Annotated in this window: 17 protein-coding genes and 1 pseudogene; 2 read left to right on the top strand and 16 right to left on the bottom strand. The window is 42.9% G+C overall.

The genetic code is table 11. The features are described 5' to 3' along the window. Positions 1 to 6: 6 nt before the first annotated feature. The 6 genes and pseudogenes from KOL94_RS01055 to KOL94_RS01030 all read right to left on the bottom strand — a co-directional run bounded on the left by KOL94_RS01055 (position 7) and on the right by KOL94_RS01030 (position 5,603). Positions 7 to 990 (bottom strand): M23 family metallopeptidase, encoded by a 984-nt coding sequence (locus KOL94_RS01055; protein WP_311775158.1) that lies wholly within the window; start codon positions 988 to 990, stop codon positions 7 to 9. Positions 991 to 1,063: 73 nt separating this feature from the next. Further along, positions 1,064 to 1,947 (bottom strand): annotated as a pseudogene (locus tag KOL94_RS01050) (Vgb family protein). Positions 1,948 to 2,336: 389 nt separating this feature from the next. Then, positions 2,337 to 3,776, bottom strand: a complete 1,440-nt coding sequence (locus KOL94_RS01045) for a carbon starvation CstA family protein (RefSeq protein ID WP_221563316.1) — start codon at positions 3,774 to 3,776, stop codon at positions 2,337 to 2,339. A gap of 735 nt (positions 3,777 to 4,511) precedes the next feature. Beyond that, positions 4,512 to 4,985: a DinB family protein gene (locus tag KOL94_RS01040; RefSeq protein ID WP_221563314.1), complete on the bottom strand. Its 474-nt coding sequence runs from the start codon at positions 4,983 to 4,985 to the stop codon at positions 4,512 to 4,514. A gap of 19 nt (positions 4,986 to 5,004) precedes the next feature. Next, complete coding sequence (locus KOL94_RS01035; protein WP_221563312.1) at positions 5,005 to 5,418, bottom strand: DUF7010 family protein; 414 nt, start codon at positions 5,416 to 5,418, stop codon at positions 5,005 to 5,007. A 41-nt stretch (positions 5,419 to 5,459) separates the two neighbouring features. Then, the gene (locus KOL94_RS01030; RefSeq protein WP_221563310.1) at positions 5,460 to 5,603 is read right to left on the bottom strand and encodes a hypothetical protein; all 144 of its coding nucleotides are present in this window, start codon (positions 5,601 to 5,603) and stop codon (positions 5,460 to 5,462) included. 174 nt (positions 5,604 to 5,777) lie between these two features. On the opposite strand from KOL94_RS01030, the gene KOL94_RS25565 reads away from it, so the two are divergent. After that, the gene (locus tag KOL94_RS25565; RefSeq protein ID WP_311775090.1) at positions 5,778 to 6,092 is read left to right on the top strand and encodes a WGxxGxxG family protein; all 315 of its coding nucleotides are present in this window, start codon (positions 5,778 to 5,780) and stop codon (positions 6,090 to 6,092) included. A 279-nt stretch (positions 6,093 to 6,371) separates the two neighbouring features. Here the strand turns inward: KOL94_RS25565 and KOL94_RS01020 are convergent, their stop codons facing one another. Then, a complete protein-coding gene (locus tag KOL94_RS01020) occupies positions 6,372 to 7,535 on the bottom strand; it encodes a polysaccharide deacetylase family protein (protein WP_221563308.1) in 1,164 nt (387 codons plus the stop codon). Between the two features lie 98 nt (positions 7,536 to 7,633). Beyond that, the gene (locus tag KOL94_RS01015) at positions 7,634 to 8,308 is read right to left on the bottom strand and encodes an AraC family transcriptional regulator (protein ID WP_221563306.1); all 675 of its coding nucleotides are present in this window, start codon (positions 8,306 to 8,308) and stop codon (positions 7,634 to 7,636) included. Between the two features lie 104 nt (positions 8,309 to 8,412). Here KOL94_RS01015 and KOL94_RS01010 point away from each other — a divergent pair, with 104 nt between their 5' ends. Beyond that, positions 8,413 to 8,553: a lmo0937 family membrane protein gene (locus tag KOL94_RS01010; RefSeq protein WP_221563304.1), complete on the top strand. Its 141-nt coding sequence runs from the start codon at positions 8,413 to 8,415 to the stop codon at positions 8,551 to 8,553. Between the two features lie 232 nt (positions 8,554 to 8,785). On the opposite strand, the gene KOL94_RS01005 is transcribed toward KOL94_RS01010, so the two are convergent. The 8 genes from KOL94_RS01005 to KOL94_RS00970 form a co-directional block, all read right to left on the bottom strand. After that, entirely contained in the window at positions 8,786 to 10,339 is a 1,554-nt protein-coding gene (locus KOL94_RS01005) for a polyamine aminopropyltransferase (protein WP_483298081.1), read from the bottom strand. A 367-nt stretch (positions 10,340 to 10,706) separates the two neighbouring features. After that, entirely contained in the window at positions 10,707 to 11,102 is a 396-nt protein-coding gene (locus tag KOL94_RS01000; protein ID WP_221563302.1) for a DUF350 domain-containing protein, read from the bottom strand. 17 nt (positions 11,103 to 11,119) lie between these two features. Further along, positions 11,120 to 11,683: a DUF4247 domain-containing protein gene (locus KOL94_RS00995; protein ID WP_221563300.1), complete on the bottom strand. Its 564-nt coding sequence runs from the start codon at positions 11,681 to 11,683 to the stop codon at positions 11,120 to 11,122. 30 nt (positions 11,684 to 11,713) lie between these two features. Continuing rightward, entirely contained in the window at positions 11,714 to 12,385 is a 672-nt protein-coding gene (locus tag KOL94_RS00990) for a PspA/IM30 family protein (RefSeq protein WP_221563299.1), read from the bottom strand. A 60-nt stretch (positions 12,386 to 12,445) separates the two neighbouring features. Beyond that, on the bottom strand, positions 12,446 to 12,955 hold the full coding sequence (locus KOL94_RS00985) for a DUF4178 domain-containing protein (protein WP_221563298.1): 510 nt from the start codon (positions 12,953 to 12,955) through the stop codon (positions 12,446 to 12,448). Positions 12,956 to 13,087: 132 nt separating this feature from the next. Further along, positions 13,088 to 13,792: a TerC family protein gene (locus KOL94_RS00980; protein ID WP_221563297.1), complete on the bottom strand. Its 705-nt coding sequence runs from the start codon at positions 13,790 to 13,792 to the stop codon at positions 13,088 to 13,090. Between the two features lie 288 nt (positions 13,793 to 14,080). After that, positions 14,081 to 15,550, bottom strand: coding sequence for a flavin monoamine oxidase family protein (locus KOL94_RS00975; RefSeq protein WP_221563296.1), 1,470 nt, complete (start codon positions 15,548 to 15,550; stop codon positions 14,081 to 14,083). 305 nt (positions 15,551 to 15,855) lie between these two features. Next, on the bottom strand, positions 15,856 to 16,728 hold the full coding sequence (locus KOL94_RS00970) for a LysR family transcriptional regulator (RefSeq protein WP_221563295.1): 873 nt from the start codon (positions 16,726 to 16,728) through the stop codon (positions 15,856 to 15,858). Positions 16,729 to 16,747: the final 19 nt, after the last annotated feature.

Below are 16,747 nucleotides of genomic sequence, written 5' to 3'. Positions count from 1 at the left end.
CCCTTATTAAGGTGTTATAAAATCTCCTTGAATAGGCTCATTTCCTTTTTCAAACGTGATCCGAACAGATTGTGCATCCCAAATATCTGGTGAGTCCATCACCTGGAAATGGATATGCGGCTCACTTGAATTTCCTGAATTCCCGCATAATCCGAGCAGGTCGTCTTGTTCCACCCATTCACCTGCCTCAACCGAAAGCGAATCCTCTTTAAAATGGGCAAGCAAGCTATATTCTCCATTTTCATGTTCAATAATGACATGGTTACCAAGCGGTTTCTCCGAATTCATTTCGCCTGGCACATTATCCTTAATGCCATCGACGACTTCGACTACTTTGCCAGCAGCCGGAGCAGTCACTTTCTCACCGAAAGCATAATAGTGTTTATTTTTCGTCGGATTTCCATGATAGCTGCTGCCGTTCTTCATCATCACTAGATCATAGGCATACCTTTGATTTTCTGCAGAGTAATGATAATTGAGCAATTGGTTGGTGCCTCCCCAAAAAACAAACCATTTGTCCTGGATCGGCATATTGTACGCATTTTCAGTATACGTTTGATCCGTTTCTGGATAAGATTCAAGCGGGGCTAGCTGAAAACCTTCAATTGTTTTGTGTTTACTATATACTACCTGCATCCCTTTTGTATTATGGTCATCGATCCATACATCCCTTTGCATATGTTTGTTGAATGTAAAACTACTTGCCAATTCATATGTTTTCACACCGTGATTGAAAGATTCTGCCATCCTTTTAAAGTCTTCATATGGTACGTTTTCCTGAATTTCATCGCTCATTTGCTGATAAATTTTTTTGAATTCACTATCCAGGAAAGCATTACCGAATTCCTCTGGTGTAATTCTGTAGTCGATCTTTTGAATTTGGTTTTCCTCATATTCTGTTACTCCGGCAGCTCCATTCAGAGAGTGACCGGGGTTCATCGAAAAGATGAGTAGTCCAGCGGCGGCAAACGTCATTAGACTGCTTTTCACTTTCAAAAAAACACCCTCCTAAATCATAGCGTAGTACATTTACGAGGGACAGATGAAAAGGTTCCAATACTGTTCATACTTTGAACTGACTTATTTTGTTGCATTCCAATGCGACCCATACTGAGCCGTCACTCCCATATGCAATCCCATGGGGTTCTGCATTTTCTGTTAGAATCGGGTATTCCTCAATCGCGTGATCAGTTGTCACCCTGCCGATTTTGTTAGCTCCCCACTCCGAGAACCATAATTCATTGCCTTTTCCTTTTGTGATCGCATGAGGCCGAGCATTCGAGGTTGGAATATCGAATTCTGTTATCTCCCCAGCAGTTGTGATCCGTCCAATTTTGTTACCCAGGATTTCCACAAACCACAGTGCGCCATCATTGCCAGAAGTAATTCCTACTGGACCCGCAGCTTCTGTCGGTATAGGATATTCGGTCAATTCACCACTCTCGGTTATTCTTCCGATTGCATTGTATTGGTTTTCAGTGAACCATATGGCATTGTCCGGTCCAAGAGTAATAAAGGAAGGGTAAGATCCTTTGTACGGCAACTCGTATTCAGTGATTTCGCCTTCAGAAGTCAATCTTCCTATCCGGTTCCCATTCAACTGAGTGAACCAGATGTCATTATCAGCCCCTTCCGTTATGCCATAGGGTGCAGAATCCGGCTGTGGCAACTCGTATTCCGTAAATATCCCCTTGTTTGTCACCTTTCCGATCTTATTTGCACCATTTTCAGTGAACCAGATGTGTCCATCCGAAGAAATCGTAAGCACTGAACCCGAGCATCAGGAGTCGGGATTTCAAATTCTTTGATTTTACCGTTCGTATCAAGATAACTGATTTTGTTGGCTTTGTGTTGGGTGAACCATACTTTCCCATCATCTGATACATCGATCCCATATGGTCCTGAGTCAGGTGTTTTCAACTCGAACTCTCTCACATCAATATTCATTAAAAACCTCCTTAAAAATCTCACAAAAAAACTCCTACCTTGTTTTCAAGAATAGGAGTCATGTAAATAATACAAACAAGCTGAAGCAGACCTAATATCTTGCTTCTCGCAATGTTTAAGAAGTACATGACAATAAAACCTATCCTAGAAAACAATCGGTAAGTCCACAAGAACAGAAATATCCCCAGGAAAATGATGTTCAACTTTCACCGATTCGTCTCATAAAGATCAGGTTTATTGAATCATGTACGTATTCACCCTTCCGTCTTTAATTACCTTTACTTTAAAAAATAAAACAGATCCAGTCAACCGCGTAAGTAAAATAAACTGGATACTCCTCCATAATTACACCCCCGACTTCGTTGCCGGGGGTATAAACGTTCACATATTCAACTTGCTTTTTTGACCACCAAATCTGTTTGATCGGTATTTTTCCATTTTACAAGTCGAGTGATGAACCAAATGAAAACAACTGTCCAGATCGCAGCTCCGATGAACATTGAGGTTCTATACGGCAATCCGAACCCTTCTGGTGCATAAAAGAGATATGTGCTCACCACGGCAGTCATGAATAGAGCAGGCACACTACAGATCCAATGAAACTTCTGATGCATGATCAAGTACATGGCTCCTGTCCAAAGCATGACTGTCGCAACGACCTGATTCGACCAGCCGACGTAACGCCATAAAAAGCTGTAATCGATCTGTGTCAGGAAAAAGGCTGGCGCAGCAACTGGAATGACAAGCAATGCATTCGTCTTCTTTCCGGCTTTTTTGAGAACAGGCTTTAAAAGATCCACAAGCATCATACGAGATGACCGTAATGCTGTATCCCCTGTCGTAATCGGTAAAATGATCACACCAAGTACGGCCAGGATGCCACCCAGTGTTCCAAGAGTCGTCGAGCTTATTTCGTTTACGACACCTGCAGGACCTCCTGACGCAAGAGCCTCCTGAAGCGCCCCTGTACTGCCGAAGAACGTCATTCCCGCAGCTGCCCAAATGAGCGTGATGATCCCTTCACTGATCATGGCACCGTAAAAGACTTTACGCCCTTCACTTTCTTTTTTCAACGTTCTGGATAAAATCGGACTTTGTGTACTATGGAAACCTGAGATTGCCCCACACGAAACGGTGACCATCAGTAGCGGCCAAATCGGCAGTTCTTCAGGGTGCAGGTTGTTCACAGTCAAGTTCGGAATCGGGTTATCGAAAAAGAATAATCCAACCCCGATTGAAAGCGCCATGAAAATGAGGATTCCACCTAAAATCGGATAAACCCGTCCGATAATTTTATTGACAGGCAATAATGTCGCTACAAGAAAATAAGCAAAAATGATCAGGATCGACACCGTGAAGCTTAAGGGTGTAATCTCGGCCATCAGCTGTGCTGGACCAGCTGTAAATGCAGCTGCCACAAGAATCATTAAACCAATTGAGAGTACATTGATCATGGATTGTGCTGGTTTTCCTAGATATTTACCGACAATGGTCGGAAATTGTGCGCCGTTGTGGCGTAATGATAACATCCCAGAAAAATAATCGTGTACAGCACCTGCAAAAATACAGCCGATGACAATCCAGATAAATGCCACCGGGCCATACAGTGCCCCTAAGATAGCACCAAAAATCGGGCCGAGGCCAGCGATGTTGAGCAGTTGAATGAGGGTGGCTTTCCACCAGCTCATAGGTGTGTAATCGAACCCGTCATTCTTTGTATAAGCAGGGGTCCGGTTTAGGTCGTCGATGCCGAAAATTCTTTCAACCACCTTTGCATAGAAAAAATATCCTAGAAGTAATAACATGATGGATGCAAGAAATGTAACCATCGCGAAGCCTCCCTTCATAATAAACGATAGGGAGTATTCTATACGGAAATTTGTCGAATGACAACAGTTTTTCTGAAAATTATATTTATTTCCATTGTTTTGTCATATTTGAAGCGTTTTCATCTCAATGAAAGGGGTTTCGCCCACTTTTAAGGATCTGTTCATTTTATGATCTTTACGAAATTCGCTCCATTTCCACAGGCAAACGAAAAACGGAAGCGACCCGATTAGTCACATAGGTCACTGGAAAACTTACGAGGAGACTCGAACCAAACAAAGACTTGGTTCTGCGTGGGTTCACACATAAGATGTCAGTCAATGTGTCGACCGCCGCAGGAAAAGTGATTCAAGTGGCGCTAAGCCAGACATCACTTTTCTGCATTAACCCACATCCGCGAGCCTCCTCACCCGTTCCTCGCTGCAGGTCTCGCCTGGCTCGCTTTTCCTGCAGGAGTGTCGCAAATTTCTCTTGAAAACAACAGTGCCCTTTATGAGAGTCTAGTTTTTATTAAGTTCATTTCATGAAAAAACGTTAACGGACACAGGAGACCTTATTTCGTTCAATTCATTAGGATGTACAAAAATACCGGACACCAGCGCTCTTATTTTGAGGATATCATTGAAATGAAGCTGTTTTGTTCACAGATAACGCCTCTGGTGTCCGGTAAAATTCCGAAATACGCCATTTTGTCACAAATAACGGCTCTGGTGTCCGGTAATTGCTTTTCTATGGTATCAATCGTATAATCCTCTTCTTATGAGATTTGCCGTGACAGGCTTCCTTCCCATTTCACGTGCCCACACAGATAACTGACCGATGTGGTGAATTTCGTGGGCAATGACATGACGCATGACTTCACCATGTTTGAAGCTGACCATTTTTCCATCGGCATCCGTTTCTGATAGGATCCGGTACTCCATTTCATTCGTCCAGGCTCTCACAAATGGTTCAACGTCGGCATGACATCGACTTGAAAATTCCTTCACTTTTTGCAAGCTGGCAAATTCCTCAAAAGGAAGTTCTGGCTCCGGCTCACCCTGTAAGCCAAGAATCCAACTCCATTCGACATCCACAATGTGAAACAATGTATAAAGGATACTGCCGACTCCGCCAACCCGCTCTTTCAACAATTCTTCCTTAGACAAATCTTCACACCATCTAAACCAATCTTCACGAACCTGCCAGTTATATTTAAACAGTTTCAACATCACACAAACCTCCATTTCTTTAAAATCTGTACCGCTTTGTCGTTATCCATATGATCAAGCCCGTTGCCCACAGGATCAGAGCTGAACCAAAACCAAGTAAAGCGAACGAAATCAGTACAGTTCGGTTTCCAAATTCAATGGCCGTCGATAAAAAGGTGAATGAAATAAGCGCGAGTAAACAGAGAAGAGCACCTGTAACATGGTAGAGCTTAACCTGAAAAAGATGTGCTAAAGGAAAGAAGTGAATGCCGACTATAAGCGCGATAATCCCTGGAATAAGATCTGTCTGATTGATGAAGTTACAGACTGCAATCGTAATACCGATTGCGATTCCTTCTCCCAGGAAGATCATGTTGAACCAGAAGTTGATGCGCTTTCCTCTTTCATAACCTTCTTTCGACGTTATGGCTGGGAGTTCCTTTGAATTCCTCAATAACGAGAAACCTAAAACCATCAAAACCATACCTATAAATATCACAGAAGCTGAAACGAAAGGAGACCCAATCCTTGCAATCCAATATTTCCAGTAACCGACCATAGCATCCCGAAAAAAGCCATGAAGATAATGCCTAATCCAGCTCCTATGAGTTCTGTTTTATTTATTGTTTTTTCCGTCATGATTACCTCCCTTTCAACATCGTTACATTTCAAATGGACTTAAACCTTTAGATTTTTGTGCATTTACACATTTGATAATTTAAATCCTTTCACGTGAATAACTTTCTCAACAATCGGAATCATAAAGTTGAACATGTTTACAAAAAACGAAATAATTCAGGAGGTAGAATGACAATGAAAACCCTTTTGTCTGTCCTTTTTACGCTGACATTAATCCTTTCATCAGCTTCGATCACAGCTTTTGCAGAAGGCAATAATAATCAAATGGACACAACGGATGATGGAAACTATGGTGAGAGGCCACTGAACATTAATGAGGACGATGGTCCATTAAGAATCGGTGATGAAGCAGATGGTGAGGACCGTAATGGCCGAGCAAATGTGACTGCTACTGGCGCTGAGAATGATACGAACTGGGAATGGCTTGGTCTCTTAGGACTAGTAGGACTCTTAGGACTCCGAAAGCGAGATAAAGAACCCGTAAGATAATACTGATTGTAGCCTTCTATCACAGGAGCCTATTATTATTTTTATTACGAACACATATTACGCCTTTGGTTGTATTTACTTACATCCATTTATCATTTATACTTTAACGCATAAATCCATTAAAGACCTATCCCCTCCCCCTAAAAGACAGTGATGACCGTCACTGTCATAGGCTGCCGACGCTATCGGCAGCTTCTTTTTATTTCACTTAATGAAAAGCATAATTCTTCAGTGCTCAGTCTTCGTTAAAGCTTTAATTCGCCTAGTTTTCTTTACAATCTAATATTCAGGTCGGACTTCATTTTCAAGCACATTGTCAGCATCTAGAAGAGGTGCTAATCTGTCTTTTTGCGTTTGAAGTGCAATACCGTCAATGTGACGGCGGTCCATCATGATCGCGCTATCTTCGTATACTTCCATATATGGTTCAGGTCCCACACCACAGAGAATTTTAAAGCCTGTTTCCACAAGATCCTTAAATTTCGCTCCTCCTGTTTCGACCCTGCTGCCATACGGATAGATATACACATCTGTTCCACCGATCAACACCTCCACTTCCTCTTTCCATTGGTGTGTATCGTCAGCCAGGCGGTGATAACCTACCTTGTTCGCATCCAGATGACCGTAACCATGAGACGCAAATGACCACCCCGTCTCCTTTAATCGCTTGATGACCTTGAGTGCCTCTTGCTTTCGATCTTCAATTTCAACGCTATTCAATTCATTGGTCCGATAGCCTAGAACACCCTCATACCCGGTCAGTGCTATGAGTCCCTTCGCTCCATTGAAAGAGAAATCCGGATGCTCTTCTACAAATTGTTCTAAAATAGGAACAATCGCATGATCACGTGTAATCAGCTCTTTACCTTCTAGCGTCTTTTCGTAGGAGGCAACCTCACCCTCTTCATCAAGCACCAGCTTATAAACATTCCCGTTCTTCCTCATATAGTCATAGTAATTCATATCATCGATCGAGAGGACCAATGGTTTCTTACCCTCAGGAAGCATCAATTGCCTCGTTACGATTTTGCCATCCTCCTTTTCCTCGACCAGTGAGTTGATGTCGATTAAGATATAGTCATTCTTGTGAAGTTCATCGAGCGTTCTTTTAAATTCATCTACAGTGACAAAATAGTCGTTGTATCCCTTTGCCATCGCATCGTAATCGAATGCCAATTCTGGATAGACGATTGTTGGATGAAAAAAGATATGCTCGACCGGTCCGTGATATTCAACTAATTTACCATCCGGATCCTCTGTTTGAGGTTGAGAGTCAATTTCCTCATTCGTGTCTTTATTGCTTAATTGTTCACGAGTATGTTCTGGTTGTCGTTCAGTCTCATTGTCCTGATTTTCCTGTAAACCTGATACTGGAAAAGAACATGCCACCAAGCTCATAGTCATGAACAAGCAAGCAAATGCAAAAATAAATAAACGTCTCATTATTTGAATCTCCTCACATTCTTTATTCAACCGTTTAGACGATTTTTGTCAAATAATGTTACGTAAGGTTTGGAAAATTCAAAAAATGAGTTGTATGTCTATTCTTCTTTTGCCCTATGCTCCCTGCTAGATTTTATAAGTTCATAATATTGGGTGTCGCCTAACCCATAGTCTTTAAAGTTTTCTAAGAGTGAGGATGCTAGTTCATCTGCAGGCACATCCTTATGATTCTGAATATACCGCATGAGATCACTATCTGGTGCAAGATAATCCAAATACAACTCAATCCCCTTCTGTAATGGGGACAAACTGAGAGAATCAGGCATTGTTTTATTAATTAAAACCTGTTGATAAAGCTCATGATATCCATCCACCTCCAAGGTGTAATACTCCAAAGGCTCAAACTTTTCACCAACGATATGTAGATACACAGTTTCTTGATAAGCCGTCTGATCCAGCCAGGCTAAAATGGTCAGGAGATTGATCTGGCAAAACATATCCGCATCAAACCAGAGTTCTATTCGTGAAAAATCTCCACTAAGGAAGGGTTGTAATGGTTTTAGAGTGATTTCAGCGTATTGTGCAGTGGTTACTTTGTGGACATTGGCACGGATTTCAGAGAAATCATCGGAAAAGACATACTTGCTTGTTACTCCATAGCACATCGCCTCGTTGAAGGGGACCATCATTTCATGTGAAAGAAAGCGTGTTTTCTTGAAATGATCATGCATCACTTGGCCATTCAAAATATGAAGTATAGTGGTGCGATCCATTAAGATACCTCCTGATCATTAGGGCTATATCTTGTCATCTGCATTTTATTGAGGATTTCAGGGAAAACTATCTGTCAAATATGTCAATGAAAGGATTTTCAACTATGATTTGGACAATCTTGTGGATCATACTGATCATCTGGCTGCTCGGTGTGATTTTCAACATCGTAGGCGGAATCATCCACATCCTGCTTGTGGTAGCTGCAGCAATCTTAGTGTATAAGTTTATAAAAAAACGTGTCTAATGTGGAACATTCCCTCTTAAGGTCAATCTTCGAGAGGGAATGTCTCTTTTTTAGTTAAGGCTGTATTCCCATAGATTGTTGTTTTTTAATCTTCTCAGCTCGTTCCTCGCTTACGGGGTCTCGCTTAGCTTGCTTTTCCCGCTGGAGTCTCGCATATTTCCGCTGCCAAAAGGTTTCAGCATCTTTTTTTATGACAATCCATTAGCAACAAACTTTTAGAAGTCAGCCTTAATCAATAATCCTGCCAGGCTTTTTCATAGATATCAATCAAGATTGGACGGATTAACGTATTCGGTTTAACGTCCACTTTATCCCCATCTTTATTTGCAAAAGAACGATCTTCGTCCTTCCCGAATTTGGTTAACGACGGGATCAGCTCTGTCGATAAATATTTCGTCTCAACGTTGATGTTAACCTCGTCGATATCGATCGGTTTCCTTGAAGCCAGGACAAATCCCCAGTTTCCAAAGCTCGGAATATCGAGATGAAAGTTTTCAGTATTCATGCCCGTCTCCGCAAACGTTTCATCGATCGTCCAATATACCTCTCTTGCAAACACCGGGCTGGTAGCTTGTGCCATGATCATACCGCTTGGATCCAGATGATTCCGCAGCAAGGAATAGAATTCGAGTGTGTACAGCTTGTTCAGAGATTCATTGTTTGGATCAGGTAGATCAACAAGAATCACATCATAAAAACCTTCCGTCTTCTCCATGAAATCATACGCATCTTTATGAAGGACTTCCACCTTTTCATTTTCAAATGCATTGCCATTCAACTCTTTCAAAAGCGGATTGGTTTCTGCCAGTTCAACCATTCTTGGGTCAAGATCAACCAACGTAATTTCTTTTATATCCTTATACTTTTCAAGTTCACGAAGCGCGAGACCATCACCGCCGCCAAGCACCAGGACCCTTTCTTTCCGCTCTGCCAGCGCCATCGGGATATGGACCAGCGTTTCGTGATACCGGTATTCATCTGCTGAACTGAACTGGAGCTGTCCGTCCAAATAGAGCCTTAGATCCCCCTGTTCCTTCGTCAATACAATATGCTGATATTTCGTCTCTTCCGTATAGATGATCGGATCCTTGTACAATTTCTGTTCAAAAGAAAGTGCCATCTCCTCCCCAAACATCACCCCGCCGATTAGGAGGATAAAAATGAGGCCGCCAACGGAAGAATAGATCTTCACACGGGTAAGTTCTTTCCTGAAGGTATACAAGACCCAGAGCGCGACCACCAGATTGATGATCGCAACGAGGAATGCTGATTTTACGAGACCGAATTGAGGACGGAAAAGGAAAATGAAGAGTAATCCGCCAATCAAGCCGCCTGCGTAATCTGAAAAAAGAACCCTTGCTGTACTTTTATTGATCTGGACGCCGATTTCATTTGCTTTACGGATCAGGATCGGTAATTCCAGTCCAGTAAGGGTACCGATGACGAGAATGACCGTGTATAAAAAGATCGCATCCGATCCATCCCCCAAATAAGCCGTTACTCCAAATAAAAGGAATGCTGAGAAACCGCCAATCAAAGCGACTGAAAACTCAATGATGATGAAGGCTTCGAGCAGCTTTTTCATAACCTTTTCACTTAAAAAGGATCCGATTCCCATACCGGTGAGAAACAAGGAAATCGTCAACGTGTACTGTTTCACGCCATCCCCCAGGATGTATGAACCTAATGCACCAAACAGGACTTCGAAGATGATCCCGCATATCGATACGATTCCTGATGCCCAGTAAATTCGATTACTTTTGATTGTCCCGTTATCTGTCATGATTTCACCTTCGTAACCGGTGCCTGGCACCTTTTTGGAACCCTTGCTACGACTGAATTCTCAAATGGTGCCAGGCACGCACTTCATAAAATAAGAGGGGTGAGCCAATGATTTGGTTCTCCCCGTTCATCTTGTATTCTATATTGTTGATTTTCCACTTACCCGTTAACGGACACAGGAGACCTTATTTGACCAAAACATTAGAATTTTACAAACTTAACGGACACCAGGGACCTTATTTCGCAAATACCATTGAAAATCAGCTTCTTTGTTCACAAATAACGGCTGTGGTGTCCGTTAAAATTCAGGAACACTTCATTTTGTCACAAATAACGGCTCTGGTGTCCGCTATTGAATGGAATGATTGCTGTTATGTGATCGAAGCCCCGACTACAAATGCCAATCCTATTGACACACACATTGAAACGATCCCGACAGAGACGTTCCCATTTTTCAATTCTTTTTCAACTGTAAACCTCCGCGTAAGAAAATCAAACAAGTAATAGGCGACCAATTGTAAAACGACTCCATAACCGCCCCAAAGCACCGTCTGAGGAATGCTATCATTCGTATAAATCGAGAACGCCAGAATGATACAGATACCGATAATCTTACCGCCGATCGATAAGGCGACAGCAGAATTCCCTCGATTGATTTCTTCCCAATCTTTGTATTTCGTCGTCACAAGCTCAAAAATGACAAGACCGATGACAACGATCACAACAGCTGCGATAAAGTATAATAACGTTAAAATAAATGGACTCATGTTAAACCTCCCAAAAGTTATTTTCCAGTTCCAGGACCTCCGCCGCGATTCCCTGATCCTCTAAAAGAAGAAGGGGTAGCAGGTCCTTTATAATTTCCACCTGATTTGTTATAGCCTTCATAACATTTTCCGCCGCAACGCTGATCCTGTTTATATCGCCAATCGTTCACCCCGAAAGTCCGGTCCAGTATGTAATACGCGATAAATCCATTGAAAAAGCCCGGTCGGTAATTATCACGGACGAATTCATCCGTTGCCACTTCTATATTGGTATTCTCCGGATCATCCTCATCTTGTGTCAGTGTCACAAAATAATCATCGTAGACCAATATCTGCTTATTTTCCTTTATTTCACTGGCATTCTCCGGCTCCATTTGATCCTTGATCGCTTTAGATACCTCTTGTATACTTTTGTCCTTGGCAACGTATAATCTAGCAACATCATCTGGATCGGTACTGCTTTCGACCACATCCTCTAAAGGATAGTGTTCGGCGATCCAATCTAGTACATTAGCAGACCCACAAGCCACCAGAAGGAGAAATGTTGCCGCTATGGAGATTCCTATGACTTTCCTTCTCATCGACACACCCCATTAAAAAGGGAAAGAAGGTTATTCTTTCCCCAGTTTTTTCTTTAACTCCGCTAATTCATCGTTTACATTATTCTTCGTATTCATCGCTTCAAACTCATCATCAAGGGACTTGTTTGAAGAGCGCATGTCATCTGTCGTTTCCGCTTCAGCCTCATACTGGACTACTTTCTCCTCCATCCGCTTGAAGCCTTGTTGGGAACTGTCGTTGCCGATATTCGACATCGTGCGATTGATCTTGGTCTTCGTTTTCGCGGATTCAGCTCTTGCTTTGAGGGAATCCTTTTTCAGATTCATCTCATCATATTCCGCTTTCATTTCAGATAGTCTCTCACGTAAGGAATCGGCATCGTCCTTCGCTTTGGTATGCGCAGCGAGCAGTGTATCCACCTGTTGATTGTGTTTCTGTTTATCTTCCAGCGCTCTGCGGGCGAGGTCTTCATTCCCGGCTTCCAATGCCTGAACCGCTTGCTCTTCTCTCTTCTCAACCATGCTCTTTGCATCTTCATACCTTTTCTTGAGCATCTTTTCATTTGCGATTTGTTTTGCGACAGCCGTTTCAGCTTCCCGGATATCTGCAGCCATTTCCCGCATGTACTGGTCCAGCAGTTTTACAGGATCCTCCGCTTTATCAAGCGCTGAATTCAACTCAGACGAAACCATTGTACGTACTCTTTTAAAGAAATTAAACATGCTATACCTCCTGATTTTCTTTTTTTAATTTCTGCGAATAAACATAAATATCTAATCTTTCTAGCTTGCAGCAATGATTTTTATTTCATAGCTTTCGATTTCATGACCTTCACTGACTTCGACTTCACTGCCCCATATTTCAACGGAAAGGAAGCGGTCTTCTGCATCATTTGCGAAATCAAAGTACTTCACTTGCTGGCCGTTTACGTTTTTCCCCCGGCCTTCTCCCCGTACTGAAGCGGTCCCTTTTTCATCAAGAGCGTATTCTGTCTGATTCACAGTTACTTTATTCGGGATTGGTTCGGTCAGTTTTTCTTTCGTGCTTTTATAGATTCCAAGTTCGAGCTCGTCATCCATTTCTGCACTTAACCAGATCGTCTCATTCGTTCCGACAAGCTGATACGCGTACCACTCATAACCGCCGTCATTGTAGATCAATTTTCCGCTCACCTGATAATCTTCAAAATTGTAGGTGATGATATCATTGATCTGGAGGTTGAAAAAATTTCGTTCTTCAACCTTTTCAACTTCCTTATCCTTTTTATTGAACAATCGTGAGAAAATACTCATATTCCCCTCCATCAGTCTTTACTTAACCATCCTAAGATAAAACACACTAGACGTTAAAAACACGAGGCTATTCCTCCGCCACTATTCCTACGGATGGCTTTTGAAAAGGTTTCAAAATCACACAAAAAATCCTTAGTCGACTTTCTGTAAAACAACCTGTTCTTCTTGTTCGACTTCCTGTTCCACTTTCCTCTTTTTCAAATAACCGGCCGCGATCACTGCCCCTACCATAAACAATTCGAAACCGTATTTGATAAAGCCATTGTCGAAGAAACTATGCAAGAATGGCTCTCCGACGATCATTTTCGAAGCCGTCCAGGCAAGGATCGCTGCTCCGATCGTGATGATGATCGGGAAACGGTCAACCCACATCAGGATGAGTTTGCTACCAAACATGACAACCGGCACCGATATCAATAGTCCTAAAATGACGAGAACCATGTTCCCGTGCGCGGCACCTGCAATTGCCAATACATTGTCTAATCCCATAAGCGCATCAGCAATGATGACTGTTCGGATCGCTGCCCAGAAACCACCTGCCGCTTGGACGTCATGGTCTTTGTCATCGACCAGAAGTTTATATGCGATGACCACAAGCAATAATCCCCCGACTAATAGCAATCCCGGAATCTTGAGCAACCAGACAACCGCCAGAGTAGCGACGACTCGGATCAGGATTGCACCGAGCGCTCCCCACAGGATGACTTTTTTCTGTTGCGATTGAGGTAAATTCCTTGCAGCAAGCCCGATCAGGATCGCATTGTCTCCAGCCAGGACCAGGTCGATAATCACAATCGATAATAGTGCGGTGAAAAATTCAGCACTGAATAATTCCATTTCACTTCACTCCTTTTTTTAATATGTAAAACAAAAATGGCCTCTACCATCAATCTGGTAAAGGCCATCAAAAAAGACCTCTACCCGAACAGGTAAAGGTCTTGCTAACAACAGTTTTCGTTGCCAACAAAGCCGAGAGCGTGAACTCTGGAATGACGACTTTGCTGTAAAAGCTACTCCCCTTTAGGAGAAACGATTTTTATTTTATTACCTTAAGAATACCCTTAAATTCATCCGCTGTCAATATGCATTCGTGGAATTCGACCCTGAAACCCATACTGTAGCCTGTCATTCCCTTGCCTTCACTTCAAATGCAGCCCGGATGCCGGATTCGATCGCCCCTTCCATCCATCCATGGAACGATGATGTATGTTCACCGGCAAAGTGGATTCTTCCCTCTGGCCGCCTGATTATTTCTTCGAATTCCTCTTCTTGTCTCGGTGTAAATAACGTAAAACACCCTACAGAATATGGATTTTCACTCCAATCGAACCCTGCAGCATTCTGAAATTCTGTATATACGACATCCCCATATATTTTCGCAAGATCTTTTAACAGGGTGTAGACAAGCTCTGAAAAGGACAAACTGGTCCACAATTCAGCATCGGCTCCCCAGCTATAGCTTCCCAACAGCACCCCTGGACCCTCTGAACCGATGTTATGGCTTGGAATATAGGAAAATCGAGTCGGTCTATCAGATATCGCATTCCCGAGCCCATTCGCTTCCCAAAATCGACGTTTGAATTGGATTCCGATCTTAACAGCTGGTACATTATTCAGCTCCCGAATCGCTTGCCACTTTTCAAAAGGTATAGAATTATACGGAATCACATCGATGAACTGAAAAACAGTGAATGGAACGGTAGCGATGACATAATCTCCATCGTATTCGCTGATTTCCCCGGTCACAGGGTTTCGGGTTTGGACCTGGACACCGCTATCATTTTGCGTAATCCGAATCACTTTTTGGTTGAATTTGATGTCGTTTTGAAGTTGCGGGAAAAAAGATGACGGAAGACGATCATTACCGCCTTGAATCTCATAAAATTGCAAATCCTCACTGAAGATCGGATAAACGATATCGGTCAAAATATCTAAGAAAGCAAACTCAGGAAAGCCTTCAATACCGAGCATGACATTGATCATACGGATTGCTGGCATTGAAAGGGATGGGCCTAGAGGATTGAACTGCAAAAACTCGCCCATTGAATAATCTCCGTACTTTTTCCTCAGCTCTTCCTGTTCTTCCGGAGTGCTGCTTGTATATAGGTCAACAAAAGGCTTGGTCGCTTCCAAAAGTAATTCCGTTGCAGTCTTCCCTTCTTCTTCAGGTGCCACCGGAAATTGGAGGATATCCGGATTTTCCTCATACACTTCCCTGGTCGTCAACACGTTGTTGACAAAGATCACGTCCCTCGGTGTAGAGTTGATAAACGTATTCAAAGGCAATTGGAATCGCTTGATGTATTCAAGCACCAATGCATGGTTCTCAGGAATTCTCATTGCCCCGACATCCAGATAATTCCCCTCAGTAAATGGCTCCCTTAAGGTCAAAACCCTGCCACCTATCCGACTGTTTCCCTCGAGGATCGTCACTTTATGGCCAGCCTGTTTCAGGAGGGATGCAGCAACCAATCCTGAGAGACCCCCTCCAATAATCAAGACCGATTTCGGAGTTCCAGTCGGATCCAAACCGTTTCTGATAATCGACAGCATGCCCTCTGGGTACTGCAGTTCTGCATAAGTCTCTCTCTTCATCACAGCATCCCCCCTCCTCTAGCTATAAATATGCCAGGAAGGAGAAGGAAATAACTGGTGCACTGATGGTGGCTTTTGAAGGTGCGAATGGATCAAGCTTTTTTTTGAGTCGAATCGCAGCTTGTTTTTCCTATTCATGCATACTTTAAGAGAACCTAACGGACACAGGAGACGTTATTTCCTCCAAAAGTGCCCATTTCATGATTTTAGCGGACACCAGAGATCTTATTATATAAATATTGGATGAAATAAGCTGTTTTGTTCACAAATAGCGGCTGTGGTGTCCGGTATGTAAGAAATCAACCTCAAGTATTTTCAACCCAGGATTTGGTCAACTCGAAAAACTTACCGGCAGCAGGCGATAGCCGCTTGAATGCCGGTGCAGCGATTCCAATCGTCCGGTAAACCTCTTCACAAATCCTCGTCGCTTTGATCTTATCCATGTGATCCGGCAGCGTCATTTCAGGCATGATGCTTATTCCGATTCCTGATTTCACCATGGCAATGATCGAATGGACATCTTTAATCACAAAACGGACATCCGGATTGAGATCCTGCGTTTTGAACATCCTCCGCACTTGTTCATCACACCCTTTTTTCGGCATGATGAACGGATATGAAGCAACCTGCTCAATAGAGGGTTCACGTTCCTCGCTAAGGGGATGATCACTTGGGATCAGCAAGGATAAATGATCATCTTTAAGCGGTTGAAATTCGACGTTCATCCGTTCCGTTTCCAGGATGAAACCTAAATCGATCCTCCCATCAAGAAGCCATTGGATAATATCTTGGTAACCCCCTTCGATCAGCTCTACTTCAATATCAGGAAACTGTTGTTGAAATTGCCCAATGATATCCGGCATCCAGTGGATCATCACACTTTCAAATGAGCCGACCCGGACTTTCCCTTTCTCCAAGCCCATAATGCTCTCTGCGTCTTGCTTCATAAGCTCCGTATGCCGTAATATATTCCGTATATGCACCAGCATTTTTTCTCCGTTTGTGGTAATGACTGCACCGGAACGATTACGGATGATCAATTGAAATCCAAGGGCGGATTCTAAACTGGATATGGCATGGCTCACTGCAGACTGCGTCATGCCCAAATCTTCCCCTGCCTTTGTGAAGCTTTTCGTTTCAACGATTTTTACGAAAACCTCCATTTGGATAATCGTCATATTCATCCCTCTCCTGGCT

Source organism: Alkalihalobacillus sp. TS-13 (assembly GCF_019720915.1).
GTDB lineage: Bacteria > Bacillota > Bacilli > Bacillales > Fictibacillaceae > Pseudalkalibacillus.
Note: the sequence above shows the minus strand (reverse complement) of the source record. Positions and strands in the feature narration are given on the sequence as shown.

Coding starts and splice junctions, on each gene's coding strand:
- KOL94_RS01040 (WP_221563314.1), bottom strand. CDS start 4,985: ATGTTGAAACTGTTTAAATATAACTGGCAGGTTCGTGAAGATTGGTTT.
- KOL94_RS01045 (WP_221563316.1), bottom strand. CDS start 3,776: ATGGTTACATTTCTTGCATCCATCATGTTATTACTTCTAGGATATTTT.
- KOL94_RS01010 (WP_221563304.1), top strand. CDS start 8,413: ATGATTTGGACAATCTTGTGGATCATACTGATCATCTGGCTGCTCGGT.
- KOL94_RS01030 (WP_221563310.1), bottom strand. CDS start 5,603: ATGACGGAAAAAACAATAAATAAAACAGAACTCATAGGAGCTGGATTA.
- KOL94_RS00990 (WP_221563299.1), bottom strand. CDS start 12,385: ATGTTTAATTTCTTTAAAAGAGTACGTACAATGGTTTCGTCTGAGTTG.
- KOL94_RS25565 (WP_311775090.1), top strand. CDS start 5,778: ATGAAAACCCTTTTGTCTGTCCTTTTTACGCTGACATTAATCCTTTCA.
- KOL94_RS01015 (WP_221563306.1), bottom strand. CDS start 8,308: ATGGATCGCACCACTATACTTCATATTTTGAATGGCCAAGTGATGCAT.
- KOL94_RS00970 (WP_221563295.1), bottom strand. CDS start 16,728: ATGACGATTATCCAAATGGAGGTTTTCGTAAAAATCGTTGAAACGAAA.
- KOL94_RS01020 (WP_221563308.1), bottom strand. CDS start 7,535: ATGAGACGTTTATTTATTTTTGCATTTGCTTGCTTGTTCATGACTATG.
- KOL94_RS00980 (WP_221563297.1), bottom strand. CDS start 13,792: ATGGAATTATTCAGTGCTGAATTTTTCACCGCACTATTATCGATTGTG.
- KOL94_RS01000 (WP_221563302.1), bottom strand. CDS start 11,102: ATGAGTCCATTTATTTTAACGTTATTATACTTTATCGCAGCTGTTGTG.
- KOL94_RS00985 (WP_221563298.1), bottom strand. CDS start 12,955: ATGAGTATTTTCTCACGATTGTTCAATAAAAAGGATAAGGAAGTTGAA.
- KOL94_RS00995 (WP_221563300.1), bottom strand. CDS start 11,683: ATGAGAAGGAAAGTCATAGGAATCTCCATAGCGGCAACATTTCTCCTT.
- KOL94_RS00975 (WP_221563296.1), bottom strand. CDS start 15,550: ATGAAGAGAGAGACTTATGCAGAACTGCAGTACCCAGAGGGCATGCTG.